We start from the raw sequence: 14026 nt of genomic DNA on the forward strand, positions 1-14026 counted from the left end.
TCCGCCCGCCGGCCGGTACCGTCCGCGGCCGCGATCAGTCCGCGTAGAGCTGACTCCGCGGCACGATCTGCTGCTCCTGGCCGGGGCTGGACCACAGCAGTTTCAGATGCGCCTCGCCGGTGCGCTCCGTGTAGTCGATCCGGATGCGGTGCCGGTGCCCGGCCTTGAGGGCCACGGTCGCCTTGTCGACCCTGGCGCCGTGCGGGACCGAGCCGTCGATCACCTGCCGGCCGTCGATCCACAGCCGCACGGTGTCGTCGGAGACGGTGGTGAGGGTGTACGTCTCGTCGTAGCGCGGCTGGAGGGTGCCGGTCCAGCGGGTGGCGAAGTGATCGGCGGGGATCGTCGGGTCCGGTGAGCCGTCGAAGCGGTAGGACTTGTTCACCGTCGGGTCCACGCCGACCGCCGCGGGCGGGCCGGTGAAGGAGTCGTTCGCCCAGCTCCGCGCCGTCAGGCCGGTGCCCTCGCCGACGGGTGCCGCGGCCGGCGGCCTGATCGTGAGCCGGATGACGCCGGCGAGCGGATCGGGGGTGGCACCGGACGGGGTGAGGTCGAAGCCGTCGCCGGCGCGGGTGACCGCCACCCGCTGGGAGCTGCCGAGCACCCGGGCCGCGGTGATCTCGAAGGGGCCCTTGGCGGTGAGGTGGAGGGACCCGCCCGTCCCGGGCCAGGAGGTGACGGCGGCGTACAGCTCGTCGTCGCGCCGGGAGACCGCGCCCCAGGACGGGTCGGCGACCAGCCCGGTGTGCCCGGCCCCGTACACCGCGTCGCCCCGACCGCCGCTCCCCAGCCACCGGCCGACCTCCCGCAGCCGGTCGACGGACGGCTGCGGGATGCGCCCGAGCCTGTCGGGCCCTACGTTGAGCAGGTAGTTGCCGCCGCGGCTCGCCACGTCCAGCAGGTTGTGCACGACCGTCGCCGGCGACTTCCAGTGGGTGTCGTACTTGGCGAAGCCCCAGTGGTCGTTGAGGGTCATACAGCTCTCCCACAGCTGGCCGTCGACCGGCTCCGCGGGGATCTCCTGCTCCGGCGTGCCGAAGTCGCCGTCGACCACCTCGCGTTTGCCGACGCGGTTGTTGACGATCAGGCCGGGTTTCAGGCCGTGCAGATATGCCTGGAGGGCGGCGCCGTCCCGGCGGGACCAGCGGTTGGTGGGGTTGTCCGCGTCCCATTCGCCGTCGAACCACAAGAGCGCCGGGTCGTAATGGTCGATCAACTCCTTCAGCTGGCCGTACATCCGCTTCCTGTAGCGCGGGAAGGTCGCCGGATCGGCGAAGTCCGGGTCGTGCCAGTCCCAGATCGAATAGTAGAAACCGAGCTTGATCCCGGCGGCGTCGGCGGCCTTCTTCAGCTCGGCGAGGAGGTCGCGGTGCGGGTCGAAGGAGGAGTGGTCGCGCAGATTCCAGGTGTTCTGCTTCGTCGGCCACATCGCATAGCCGTCGTGATGCTTGGAGGTGATGACGATATAGCGCTGGCCGGCGTCCTTGGCGGCCTTGACGATCGCCTCGGCGTCGAAGGCGGACGGGTTGAAGGTGGCCGCCTGCTTTTCGTACTCCGCCTTGGGGATGGCGCACTCGCGCTGGATCCACTCCGCATTGCGGCAGACCGTGCCGTCCGGCCGGGTGTACTCGCCCTCCAGGTTCGCGTACGCGCCGAAGTGGATGAACATCCCGAAGCGGTCCTGCCGCCACCACGAGGTGCGCGACGCGGTGAACGGGTCGTCGGTCGCATGGTTGGTGCCGGGGCCGGCGGCGGGCCGCGGCGGGGGCTTCGCGGCGGCCACCGGGCCGCCGCCGGCCAGCAGCAGGGCGCCCAATGCCGCCCCGACCACCAGCCGGCGGAGTGGTCTTGTGCGGATGTGCATCGCTCGCTCCTTCGGTCGGGTGTCCACGTCCGTCGGTCCTGCGCGTGCCTCCTGTGCCCTCCCGCATGGTGCAGTCCGCGCACCCGGACCGGAAGACCCTGGACGCCATAAACATCGGAGCACCTCGCGGAAACTGCCCGAGAGTGACCGGAGTTGGCGGACAGGAAGTGCGGATACCTCGGATCTCCTGCGGCCTCAGGCACAGGTGGCCGAATGCGCGCGGTCGAGGCCCGGCGCGCCTCGGCATCCCCGCGGCACTCTGGCGACGATCCGCGATTGCCGGTTCAATGAGCGGCCTGGGCCGCACTCATGGGAGGCACCATGGAAGCCGTCGCCCCACCCGCCGTCGGCGCTCCGGCCATCCGCTGCGCGGGCGCGGAACGCGACTACCCGGCCTTCCTCGAACGGGCGGCGAGGATCGCAACCGGCCTGCGTGCGACCGGAGTCGAACCGGGTGACCGGATCGCCGTCGTCCTGCGCAACGAGCCCGCCCATCTGGAGATCACCGCCGGCGCGGCCCTGCTCGGCGCCTGTGCCGTCCCCGTCAACTGGCACTTCCGGCAGGACGAGTTGCGGCATGTGCTCACCGACAGCGGCAGCAAGGTGGTCTTCGCGCACAGCGACCTGTTGGCGGGGGTGACCGCGGTGCTCCCGGAGGGCGTACGGGTCGTCGAGGCCGCCGTTCCCGCCGGTGTCGCGGCCGCCTGCGGTTTCGCCGCGCCGCCGCCCACCGGGGCGCACCCGCTGCTGGACTCCTGGCTCGCCGGCCACCCGCCCCTGGACGCCATCGTCGCCGAGCGCCCGCCCACGGTCATCTACAGCTCCGGAACGACCGGCCGCCCCAAGGGAGTTCTGCGCGAACCGGTCGCCCCGGAGCGGCTGGAGGAGGCGGTACGGCTCTTCCTGGAGTACTTCGCCGTCGCCCCCGGCGGCCGTACGCTCATCCCGGCGCCGCTCTACCACGCGTCCCCCAGCCAGCACGCGGTCCTCGCGCTCGCGGCCGGTCTGGACATCACGCTGATGCCGCGCTTCGACGCCAAGGAGTTCCTGCGGCTGATCGAACACCACCGCATCGAGCAGGTCCAGGTCGTCCCCACGATGTTCGTACGGCTGCTCAGGCTGCCCAAGGACGTCCGCGAGCGCTACGACCTGTCCTCGCTCACCTCCGTCGTGCACGCCGCGGCCCCCTGCCCGCCGCACATCAAACACGCCATGATCGACTGGCTGGGACCGGTGCTGCGGGAGTACTACGGCGGCAGCGAGACCGGTGCCGTGACCTGGTGCGACAGCGCGGAGTGGCTGGCTCACCCCGGCACTGTCGGACGGCCCAGGGGAACCGGCGCCGTCGCGGTCCTCGGCCCGGACGGGCAGCCGCTACCGGCCGGTGCCGCCGGCGACATCTACCTCAAACCCGCCGACGCATGGCCGCAGTTCACCTACCTCGGCGACCCGGACAAGCGCGCCGCCATGGAAGCGCCGGGCCTGCCCGGGTACGTCACCATCGGGGATATCGGCCATCTCGACGAGGACGGCTACCTCTACCTCAGCGACCGCCGCAACGACCTGGTCATCTCCGGCGGCGTCAACATCTACCCCGCGGAGATCGAGGGCTGCCTGCTGTCCCTCGACGGGGTGCGCGACGCGGCCGTGTTCGGCATCCCCGACGAGGAGTTCGGCGAGGTCCTCGCCGCGCATGTGGAGATCGAACACGGTGTGACGCTCGGCGGCGGGGAGGTACGCGCCCATGTCGCCGAGCGCCTCGCCGGGTACAAGGTCCCCCGGGCGGTGGTCTTCGAGGAGCGGCTACCGCGCGACGAGTCGGGCAAGCTCTTCAAGCGACAGCTGCGCGACCCGTACTGGGCGGGCCACGACGGCGCGATCTGAGCGGCCCGGCCACTACGGTGCGCCGGTCGCCCGGCTCAGCGGCCGGCTCCGTCGAGCATCGGGTCCGGAAGGCTCAGCCGATCGGCCCGGATGACTGGGGCGATTGATCCGCATGACTTCGACGATTGGTCCGGTCCAAGTCCTTGACAGGCTTATCGCGCGTCTCGAATTATGTGCCGCCGGGGCCGAGGGGACAGGAGACGCCCATGGTCGCTGCCCAGCGACGCACCACGACCCGGGACCTGCGGCGCGGGAACCGCTCCGTACTGCTGTGGACGCTCTACTTCGACGGCCCGATGAGCCGTCAGGAACTCGGTGCGCGTACGGGGCTGAGCCTGACCACCGTCTCCACCGTCGTCGTCGAACTCCTCGGCGAGGGCCTGGTGGTGGAGGCCGGCACGGTCGACTCCGACGGCGGGCGCCCGCGGATTCTGCTGCGGGTCGATCCCGGGCGACGCCGTGTCATCGGTGTGGACGTGGGCGAGACCAGGGTGCGCGTCGGGCTGTACGACCTGACCATGAACGAACGGGCCCGTGCGGACCGGCCGTTGGAGCCCGGCCGGCACGACGCCGGCCCGGTCGTCGAGCGGATCCTCGGCGGCCTCGACGAGGTGCTCGCGGCCGCCGCCGTCGACCGTGGCGACATCCTCGGGGTCGGCGTGGCGGTCTCCGGCGTGGTCGAGCGTGCCGGGGCCGGCGAGGGCGGCGCACTGGTGCACGGGCAGACCTTCGACTGGTGCGCCGTACCGCTCGGCCGGATGCTGCGCGAGGGCACCGCGGCCCACCCGGGCACCGACCTCCCGCTGCACATCGAGAACGGCGCCAGGACGCTGGGGCAGGCCGAGATGTGGTTCGGCGCGGGGCGCGGGGCCGACCATGCGGTGATCGCGCTGATCGGCTCCGGCATCGGCGCCGCGGTCGTCGCCGACGGCGGCTTCTACCACGGTGCCACCAGCAGCGCGGGGGAGTGGGGGCACACCGTCGTCCAGGTCGGCGGGCGGCGCTGCCGGTGCGGCGCCCGCGGTTGCCTGGAGGCGTACGCCGGCGCCGAGGGGATCTTGGACCGCTACCGCCAGGCCCGCCGCGGCCGCCCGATGCCGGGCGCGGACGAGGAGTCCGCGCTGGCGGCCCTCATCGCCGCCGCGGAGGATTCGACCGCGGCCCGCCGGGTGCTGGACGAGACCGCGGTCTACCTCGGTGCCGGCATCGCCAACCTGGTCAATCTCTTCAACCCGCGCCGGATCATCCTCGGCGGCTGGGCCGGGCTGCTGCTCGGCGCCCGGCTGCTCCCGCAGATCCGTGAGGCGGTGGCCGGTCAGGCGCTACGGCATCCCGGCGAGCGCACCAGTGTCGAGCTCTGCCGGCTCGGCCCGGACGCGGTGGCGCTGGGCGCCGCGACACTGCCGGTCGAGCGGTTCCTCGCGGCCGGCGGCACCGTCGCCTGACCCGGACCGCGGAGCCGGCCGGACCGGCTCCCCCTGCCGCATCGCTCTAGGGGCAATCCGTCGCCGTGCCCGAGGCCGCGGGTCCGGCCATCACCCATCGGACCGGCCCCGGGCCTCGGGCGGAATCTCGTCCTCTCACGGGCTGCCGGCTCGCCGCCCCCGCTAAAGTCGGGTCAACAGCGCAGGTGAAGCCGCTTCCACAGGGTTCCGGGGGCAGCAGCCGCCCCGGGGGGAGGACACAGTTCGACATGAGCCGCCGTTCCCATGGGTTAATGGCCGTCTGGGCCGAGGCGCAGCGTCAGCAGCAGCGTCGTGAGGAAGCCCAGCGCCGCGCGTACGCACAGCACCGACGCGACCAGGAACGGCAGGCCAGGGACGCCGAGCGGGCGATGGCACGGATGCACCGGGAGCGGCAGGCGGCCTACCGTCAGCAGCGCGAGGCCGATGCCCGCCGGCGGACCGAGGAGCTGGACGCCCGGGTCGCCGCGCTGACCGGTCTGCTCGCCGAGGGCTGCCGCGCCCCCGCCTTCACCGCCGCCGCGCTGCTGTGCTCGGACCGGATCGAGGAGTTCGCGCCCGGCGCCCTGGCCACCCCGGTGCCGATGCCCGACCCGGCCCGCTATCAGGCACCGACCGGCGGCTGGCACGCCGGCGCCGCCCGCCGCGACCGCGCCCAGGGGGAGGCCCGCGCCCGCTACGAGCAGGACTGGTACGCCGCACAGGCCGCCGAGAGCCGGCGCCAGGCCCAGCTCGCCGCCTACCGCCAGCAGTACGACCAGTGGGCCGCCGCCACACTGGACGGGATCCGGCAACACAACGCCGGTATCGAGGAGCTGCTCTCCGGCCTGCGCGGCGGCGACGCGGAATCCGCCGTCGAGTACTTCTCCGCCGCGCTGTACGCCTCCACCGCCTGGCCGGAGGGTTTCCCCCGGCAGGTCGCCGCCGCCTACGATCCGACGGCCCGTCAGCTCGTCCTGGACTGGGAGCTGCCGGGCTACGCCGTCGTCCCGGAGAACAAGTCCGTCCGGTACATGCCCACCGCCGACCAGGAGAAGGAGACCGCACGGCCCGCCGCGCAGCGCCGGGCGCTCTACCGCGAGGTGCTGGCCCAAAGCATGCTGCTGGTCCTGCGCGACCTCTTCGCCGCCGACACCTACGGTGCGCTGGAATCGGTGGCGCTCAACGGCTTCGTCGACGCGGTGGACCCGGCCACCGGCCGTCCCGCCCAGGTGTACCTCGCGACCGTCATGGCACCCCGCCGGGCCTTCGACTCCTTCCATCTGGAGCAGGTCGGTGCCGTGGAGTGTCTGACCGACGGGCTGCGCGGACAGCTCGCCGCGCGCCCCGACCAGCTCACCGCGGTCCGGCCCGGCCGGCTGCCGGGCGACGTCGGCGGCGGAACCGCGGTCGTCTCGCACGGCACCGACGGCGAGCCGGACCTGTACGAGATGGACCCGATCGTCTTCGAGAACCTGATCGCCGAGCTGTTCCGCGCCATGGGCATGCAGGCGGTGACGACCCAGCGCTCCGGTGACGGCGGGGTCGACGTGGACGCCCTGGACCCGGACCCGATCCGCGGTGGCAAGATCGTCGTGCAGGTCAAGCGCTACCGCAACACCGTCCCGCCGACCGCCGTCCGCGACCTCTACGGCACCGTCCAGTCCGAAGGCGCCAACAAGGGCGTGCTGGTGACGACGTCCCGCTTCGGCCCAGGAGCGCACACCTTCGCCAACGGCAAGCCGCTCAGTCTCATCGCCGGCCCCGAACTCGTCGACCTCCTCGGCCGGTACGGGCTGCGCGGCCGTCTGGGCACCGCCGACGGGCCGGGCGCCACCGCCACCGACGAGACCCCGGACCACAACATCCTCGGCATGAACTGGTCCGGGCAGGTCGGCCTCGATGTCTGCGCGCTGGTGTGCAAAGGCACCACGGTCCTCAGCGACGATCACTTCGTCTTCTACAACAACCCCCGCACCCCGGACGGCTCGGTGCGGATGCTGCCCGGCTTCGCCCCCGACCGCGCCGCGATGCAGGTGCACTTCGAGGCGCTGCCGGCGGATGCCGACCGGCTGGTCCTGGTCGCGGCCATCGACCCCCGGGCCAACCCCGACGCCGATCTCGCCGGCTTCACCGACGCCCGCATCCGGCTGATGAACGCCGCGGGGGAGGAGCTGGGGCAGCTGGAGGTCTCGGACGGGCGGCGCGGCGAGACCGCGCTGGTACTCGGCTCGTTCCGCCAACGGACGGGTGACGACTGGGACTTCGTGATCGGCGGCAAGGGCTACCCCGGCGGCCTGGAGGCGCTGGTCCAGGAGTACGGCATCGAGGTCGCCTGAGAGCGGCGACGGTGGTCGTTCGACGCCGGCCGTGCGGCCGGCCGTCCGGCAGCCGGGATCTCAGCTCTGCCACAGCCGGGCGAGGACGGCGTTCACCTCGTCCGGGCGGTCGCGGTGCGGGAAGTGGTCCGCGCCGGGCACCTGGACGTGGCGCGCGCCGATCGCCTCGGCGAGGTACTCCCCGCAGGCCATCAGCGCCATGCCGGTGAACTGCCGGTAGTCGGGATGCGCGCTCTCCCAGGTGCCGTTGACGACGGACTTGGGCATGGTGGCCTTGGCCAGCGGCCCGAGCGGCAGCTCCGCGTCCCACACGGGGCGTTCACCCAGCGCCGAGCGGACCGCGCGCAGCATCCTCGGGGTCGGCTCCGGCATCGGCAGCCCGTACGGTTCGGTGGACCGCCGTAGATGCTCCTGCGGGCTCACCTCCCGGCCGGACTCCCCGAACGCCGCCCGGATCCGCACCAGCGCCGCCGCGACGGTGGGGTGCGCGGCCGCGGTGCGCAGCGCGGACGGCTCGATGAGGGTGAGCGACTGCACCGCCTCCGGGCGGGCCGAGGCGGCCAGCATCACGGCGGCAGCGCCATAGGAGTGGCCGACCAAGTGCGCACCGTTTCCCAGCAGTTCGGCGATGTCCTCGGCGTCGGTCGCATAGTCGCTGCGCTCGATGTCCGGGCTGTCGCCGAAGCCCCGCCGGTCGACGACTTCGAGGCGGAACATCCCGGCCAGCGGCCGCTGCCCCGCGAAGCACTCCGTGCCCCAGCTCATCGTCCCGTGCACCAGCACCACCCGCGGTGCACCGGGCAACGCCTCGTCCCACACCGTCACATGAACCGGTTCACCCTGCCCGCGCGGTTCGGCATTCATGGGTACCCAGCGTAGGCCGCGGCCGACGAGTCCGTGACCGGGCCGCGCAAGCCCATGGCCCAGTGCGCGCGGAAGTCCGCGACGGGGTCACAGCCCGGCCAGCTCCGCCAGCACCCGGACCTCCGCCAACTCCTCGGCGCCGCCCTCGACATCGTCGTGGTCGGCGCTCCACAGTGCGCTCTCCACGCCGCGCGCCACCGACCAGGCGAGCAGCCGTGACGGGTCCTCGCCCAGTGCCTCGGCGACCAGGGCGTAGCGCTCGCGGAGCACCGGCCGGGGAGCGGGGTGCTCGAAGGGGTCGTCGATCTGTGCCAGCAGCGGCCAGGGGTCGTACGCCGGGTCGCCGACCATCGGCTTGGCGTCGATCACCAGCCACGGCCGTCGCTGCGCCGCCAGTACGTTGCCGGGGTTGAAGTCACCGTGCACGACGACCTCGCGGGCGGCCGTCGCCGGAAGCCCGCGCAGCAGATCGGCGCCGAGCGCCACCAGCCCCGCGTCGTAGCCGGGCCGCAGCCGCCGCATCCGCTCTTCCAGGAGGTCGGCCCACTCGGCGCACACCGCGTCCAGCCGCTCCAGCCGACCGTCGGGCGGTACGGAGGTGCCCCACAGCTCCCGCAGCAGGCCCGCGGCGAGGGTGAGCCGCTCGGCGGGCGGCAACGGGGCCCGGCCCAGCTCGGTGCCGGGTGTGCAGCGCTCGATCAGCAGCGCGCCGTGCTCGCGGGACCGGCGCAGCAGCCGTACCGCGCCGTTGCCGCCCCAGGCGTCCAGCGCCGGGCCCTCGCCGTCGGCCTCGCGGTGCGGCCAGGTCACCTTGAGCACGGCGGGGGTGCCGTCCACCTGCTCGGCCGGTGCGACCCAGGAGCAGCTGCCGCCGTGGAACGGGGCGCCGAGCCGCAGCTCCCAGCGCTCTTCGAGGTCCCGGACGAGCCCCGGCAACCGCGCCAGCCAGGCCTGCCCGGACGCGGTCCGTCCCATCTGGGCGACCACCGGCAGTCCGGCGGGGAATCGGTCGTCGTCATAGGGGGTGCGCACCATCCCGGAAGCGTAACCGCGGGGCTTCCGAGGGGCCGTACGAGCGCCTGCCGGGACGCGGTGGGAGGGGTGTCCCGGCCTGAGACAGCTGCCCCCTGGCACGTCTACGGCTATGACGCCCTTCCGGCCACCTGGTGACAGCCGGGCCGTCGACGGGTGATCGTGGACCCGTCCCGACCGCCCGCCAACTCCCCCTACCGCAAGCCGATTCCACGGAGCCTTCTGCCATGAAGATCACCCTTGACGCCGACGAGCACCGCGCCGCCCGGCCGATCGCCGTCGTCGGCGCCTCGGCGGCCGGCCTCGCCGCGGCCGAGGCGCTGCGCCGCTTCGGCTGGCACGGACCGCTCACCCTCATCGGCGACGAGCCCCATCTGCCGTACGACCGGCCGCCGTTGTCCAAACAGCTGCTGCACGGCACCTGGGAACCGGCGAAGCTGCTGCTGCGCACCAAGGACCAGCTCGACGCCCTCGACCTGGACCTGCGGCTCGACACCCGCGCCACCGGGCTCGACGTGGCCGGCCGCACCCTCACTCTCGACGGGGAGGAACGGCTCGACTGCGCCGGCGTGATCATCGCGACCGGCGTCGCGGCCCGTACGCTGCCCGGCGCCGACCGCGTCGCCGGTGTGCACACCCTCCGCACCCTGGACGACGCGCTGGCGCTGCGCGACCGGCTGACCGGCGGCCACCGTCGTCTGGTCGTGGCCGGCAACGGCGTCCTGGGCTGCGAGGCCGCCGCGGTGGCCCGGGAGCTGGGGCACGAGGTCACCCTCGTCGGCCGGGAGCCGGTGCCGATGGCCGCCGTCGTCGGCGCGGGCATCGGGGAGCTGCTCGCCGAGGAGCACCGGGCCCGCGGCGTCCGCCTGTCGACCGGGGAGGTGGCCGCGTTCGAGACCACCGGGGACGGGACGGCCGCGCGGGTCGACGGCGTCCGGCTGTCCGACGGCAGCCGCCTCCCCGCCGACCTGGTGCTGCTCGCCATCGGCTCCGAGCCCGCCGTGGGCTGGCTGGCCGACCCGGCCCTGGACACCACCGACGGGCTCGGCTGCGACGCCTACTGCGCCGCCGCACCCGGGATCTACGCCGCGGGCGACGTGGCCCGCTGGGAGCACCCCGTGCACGGCCGCCCGCTCCGCTTCGAGCACCGGATGAACGCCACCGAACAGGCCATGGCCGCCGCCCGCAACCTCGTCGCCGAACTGACCGCCGAGGGCGCCATGGCCGCCGCGGAGGGCGCGGAGCCGCAGGAACGCCGGCCGTTCGCCCCCGTGCCCTACTTCTGGTCCGACCAGTACGGCCTCAAGCTCCAGGCGTACGGCCTGACCACCGGCGCCGACGAGGTGGCGACCACCGTCCTGGACCACGACGCCCGCCGCGCCGTCGCGCTCTACGGCCGCGCCGGCCAGGCCGTCGGCGTGCTGGCCTGCGCCCTCCCACCACGTCAGATACGGGCGCTGCGCGCGGTGGTCGCCGCCCCCGCCCCCTGGGAGGAGGCGCGCGACCGGGTCCGGGCCGCCACCGCCACCGGCTGAGGCACGCGCCGGACACACCCGGCACCGCCCGACCACAGCGGACGGTGCCCGATCATGGAGCGATGACCGACTCGTACGTCCGGGTGCGCGGCGCCCGTGAGCACAACCTCCGCACCGTCGATGTGGACATCCCGAGGGACGCCCTGGTCGCGTTCACCGGGGTGTCCGGATCGGGCAAGTCCTCCCTCGCCTTCGGCACCCTCTACGCCGAGGCGCAGCGCCGCTACTTCGAGTCGGTGGCCCCCTACGCCCGGCGGCTGATCCACCAGGTCGGCGCGCCCAAGGTCGAGGACATCACCGGACTGCCGCCGGCCGTCGCGCTGGAGCAGCGGCGCTCCGCGCCCACCTCCCGCTCCTCGGTCGGTACCGTCACCACCCTCTCCAACACCCTGCGGATGCTGTTCTCCCGCGCCGGCGACTATCCGGCCGGCAGCACCGAGCGGCTCGACTCCGACGCCTTCTCGCCCAACACCGCGGCGGGCGCCTGTCCGGAGTGCCACGGCCTGGGCACCGTCCACCGGGTCACGGAGGAGTCGCTCGTCCCCGACCCGGCGCTCTCCATCCGTGACGGCGCCATCGCCGCCTGGCCCGGCGCCTGGCAGGGCAAGAACCTCCGCGACATCCTCGCCGCCCTCGGCCACGACATCGACCGGCCCTGGCGGGAGCTGCCGCGGGCCGACCGCGACTGGATCCTGTTCACCGAGGAGCAGCCCGTCGTCACCGTCCACCCGGTCCGTGAGGCGGGCCGTATCCAACGCCCCTACAAGGGCCAGTACATGAGCGCCCGACGCTATGTGCTGCACACCTTCGGCGACTCCAAGAGCGAGACGCTGCGCAAGCGCGTCCAGGGCTTCATGGTCGCCGAGCCCTGCCCGCTGTGCGCGGGGCGGCGGCTGCGCGCCGAGGCGCTGGCCGTCACCTTCGAGGGCCGGGACATCGCCGCCCTCGCGGGCCTGCCGCTGAGCGCCCTCGCCGAGCTGCTGCGCCCCACCGCCGCGGGGCCGGACGACCAGGTGGCCCCGGCGCTCGCCCGCGACCTGGTGGCCCGTATCGACGTGCTCACCGAACTCGGCCTCGGCTATCTGAGCATGGACCGGCCCGCACCCACCCTGTCCGCGGGCGAGCTGCAGCGGCTGCGGCTGGCCACCCAGCTGCGCTCCGGCCTCTTCGGCGTCGTCTACGTCCTGGACGAGCCGTCCGCCGGGCTCCACCCCGCCGACACGGAGTCCCTGCTCACCGTGCTCGGCCGGCTCAAGGAGGCCGGCAACTCGCTCTTCGTCGTCGAGCACGACATGGACGTGGTGCGGCGCGCCGACTGGATCGTGGACGTCGGCCCGCACGCCGGGGAGCACGGCGGGCAGATCCTGCACAGCGGCCCGGTCGCCGCGCTCGCCGACGTCGAGCGGTCCGCCACCCGCCGCTTCCTGTTCACCGCCGAACCGCCCCCCGAGCGCACCCCGCGCAGCCCCTCGGGCACCCTGACGCTGCGCGGCGTCACCCTGCACAACCTGCGCGCAGTGGACGCCGCCTTCCCGCTCGGCGTCTTCACCGCCGTCACCGGCGTCTCCGGATCGGGCAAGTCGACGTTGGTCACCCGGGTCCTCGCGGACGCGGTACGCGACCACCTGGGCACCGGCGAGGAGCAGCCGGGCGACGGCGGGGCGGACGGCGGCGACATCGGGCCGACGGCCCGCGCCCAGCTCGCCGGCGCCGACGGCCTGGACGCGGTCCACCGGCTGGTGCGCGTCGACCAGAAGCCCATCGGCCGTACCCCGCGCTCCAACCTCGCCACCTACACCGGGCTGTTCGACGCGGTACGCAAGGTCTTCGCCGCCACCGACGAGGCCCGTGCCCGGGGCTACACCGCCGGGCGGTTCTCCTTCAACGTCGCCTCCGGCCGCTGCGAGACCTGCCAGGGCGAGGGCTTCGTCGCCGTGGAGCTGCTCTTCCTGCCCGGTACGTACGCGCCGTGCACCGCCTGCCACGGCGCGCGCTACCACCCCGAGACGCTGGAGATCACCTACCGGGACCGCACCATCGCCGACGTCCTGGGCATGACGGTGGACGCCGCCGCCGACTTCCTCGGCGACATCCCGGCTGCCGCCCGCAGCCTGCGCACCCTCAAGGACGTCGGCCTGGGCTATCTGCGGCTGGGCCAGCCCGCGACCGAGCTGTCCGGCGGCGAGGCCCAGCGCATCAAGCTCGCCACCGAACTCCAGCGCACCCGCCGCGGCCACACCCTCTACCTCCTCGACGAGCCCACCACCGGGCTGCACCCCGCCGACACCGAGGTGCTGCTGCGCCAGCTGCACGGCCTGGTCGACGCCGGGCACACCGTCGTGGTCGTCGAGCACGACATGGGGGTGGTCGCCGGGGCCGACCACGTCATCGACCTCGGGCCCGGTGGCGGCGCGGACGGCGGCCGGATCGTCGCCACCGGAACGCCCGCCGAGGTCGCGGCGGCCCCCGGCAGCCGTACCGGCCCCTATCTGGCCCGGCGGAGGGGGCAGCCGGACGCACGTTGACGGTCCGCTAATGTACGCAGGTCAGATCACGGGCAACAGCACTGCGCAGCGCTGCGCAGGACCACGAAGGGGGCACCTCTCATGGCAGACATCAACGACGCCAGGGCGACGTTCGATCGGTACGACGCGGACGGCGACGGACAGGTCACGCCGGACGAGTTCAAGCGCGCGATGGCCGAGATGGGCGACGGGTTCGTCACCGGCCCGGTCGCCGAGGCGGTCATCAAGGCCAAGGACGCCGACCACGACGGCAAGATGTCCTTCGACGAGTTCTGGCAGGCCCTGCAGGGCTGACCCGCCCCGCAGCTCCGGCACCCCCGCCGCCGCCCCGTGCGCCGGCGGGCCGGCCGCGTGCCGCCGCCCGCCCGCCGACGCCGCCCGCTACGGCCTGCCGGCCACGGCCGCGGTGCCCACCGGCGGCGGCGCGGCATCCTCGCCGGTACCCCAGCCAGACGGCCGCACGCCCACGGTGAAGGCCAGTTCACGGCCCGAGCGCTCGCGTCGCTCCTGAGCCGCCGCCGTTCCGCCTCGAGGGCGTACA

9 protein-coding genes are annotated in these 14026 nt (G+C 73.8%); 6 read left to right on the forward strand and 3 right to left on the reverse strand.

Going from position 1 to position 14026, the window contains the following annotated elements:
* Positions 1-34: 34 nt before the first annotated feature.
* Positions 35-1864: an alpha-L-fucosidase gene (locus WAB15_RS33965; protein WP_407288587.1), complete on the reverse strand. Its 1830-nt coding sequence runs from the start codon at positions 1862-1864 to the stop codon at positions 35-37.
* A gap of 321 nt (positions 1865-2185) precedes the next feature.
* Here WAB15_RS33965 and WAB15_RS33970 point away from each other — a divergent pair, with 321 nt between their 5' ends.
* The 3 genes from WAB15_RS33970 to WAB15_RS33980 all read left to right on the forward strand — a co-directional run bounded on the left by WAB15_RS33970 (position 2186) and on the right by WAB15_RS33980 (position 7529).
* Positions 2186-3748 (forward strand): AMP-binding protein, encoded by a 1563-nt coding sequence (locus WAB15_RS33970; protein ID WP_407288588.1) that lies wholly within the window; start codon positions 2186-2188, stop codon positions 3746-3748.
* A 206-nt stretch (positions 3749-3954) separates the two neighbouring features.
* Positions 3955-5193: an ROK family protein gene (locus WAB15_RS33975; protein ID WP_407288589.1), complete on the forward strand. Its 1239-nt coding sequence runs from the start codon at positions 3955-3957 to the stop codon at positions 5191-5193.
* A 248-nt stretch (positions 5194-5441) separates the two neighbouring features.
* Positions 5442-7529 (forward strand): restriction endonuclease, encoded by a 2088-nt coding sequence (locus WAB15_RS33980; protein WP_407288590.1) that lies wholly within the window; start codon positions 5442-5444, stop codon positions 7527-7529.
* A gap of 60 nt (positions 7530-7589) precedes the next feature.
* Here WAB15_RS33980 and WAB15_RS33985 read toward each other — a convergent pair whose 3' ends face one another.
* Positions 7590-8393 carry an alpha/beta fold hydrolase gene (locus tag WAB15_RS33985; protein WP_399145149.1) on the reverse strand — a complete coding sequence of 268 codons (804 nt, stop codon included), beginning with the start codon at positions 8391-8393 and terminating at the stop codon, positions 7590-7592.
* A gap of 87 nt (positions 8394-8480) precedes the next feature.
* Positions 8481-9428, reverse strand: a complete 948-nt coding sequence (locus tag WAB15_RS33990) for an aminoglycoside phosphotransferase family protein (protein WP_407288591.1) — start codon at positions 9426-9428, stop codon at positions 8481-8483.
* A gap of 224 nt (positions 9429-9652) precedes the next feature.
* Between WAB15_RS33990 and WAB15_RS33995 the strand changes: the two genes are divergently transcribed.
* The 3 genes from WAB15_RS33995 to WAB15_RS34005 all read left to right on the forward strand — a co-directional run bounded on the left by WAB15_RS33995 (position 9653) and on the right by WAB15_RS34005 (position 13779).
* Positions 9653-10960, forward strand: coding sequence for an NAD(P)/FAD-dependent oxidoreductase (locus WAB15_RS33995; protein ID WP_407288592.1), 1308 nt, complete (start codon positions 9653-9655; stop codon positions 10958-10960).
* Between the two features lie 62 nt (positions 10961-11022).
* Positions 11023-13485, forward strand: a complete 2463-nt coding sequence (gene uvrA, locus WAB15_RS34000; RefSeq protein WP_407288593.1) for an excinuclease ABC subunit UvrA — start codon at positions 11023-11025, stop codon at positions 13483-13485.
* Positions 13486-13566: 81 nt separating this feature from the next.
* Positions 13567-13779, forward strand: a complete 213-nt coding sequence (locus WAB15_RS34005) for an EF-hand domain-containing protein (protein ID WP_399145153.1) — start codon at positions 13567-13569, stop codon at positions 13777-13779.
* Positions 13780-14026: the final 247 nt, after the last annotated feature.

The sequence above is a fragment of the Streptomyces sirii genome, from assembly GCF_045690365.1.
GTDB classification, from domain to species: Bacteria; Actinomycetota; Actinomycetes; order Streptomycetales; family Streptomycetaceae; genus Streptomyces; species Streptomyces sirii.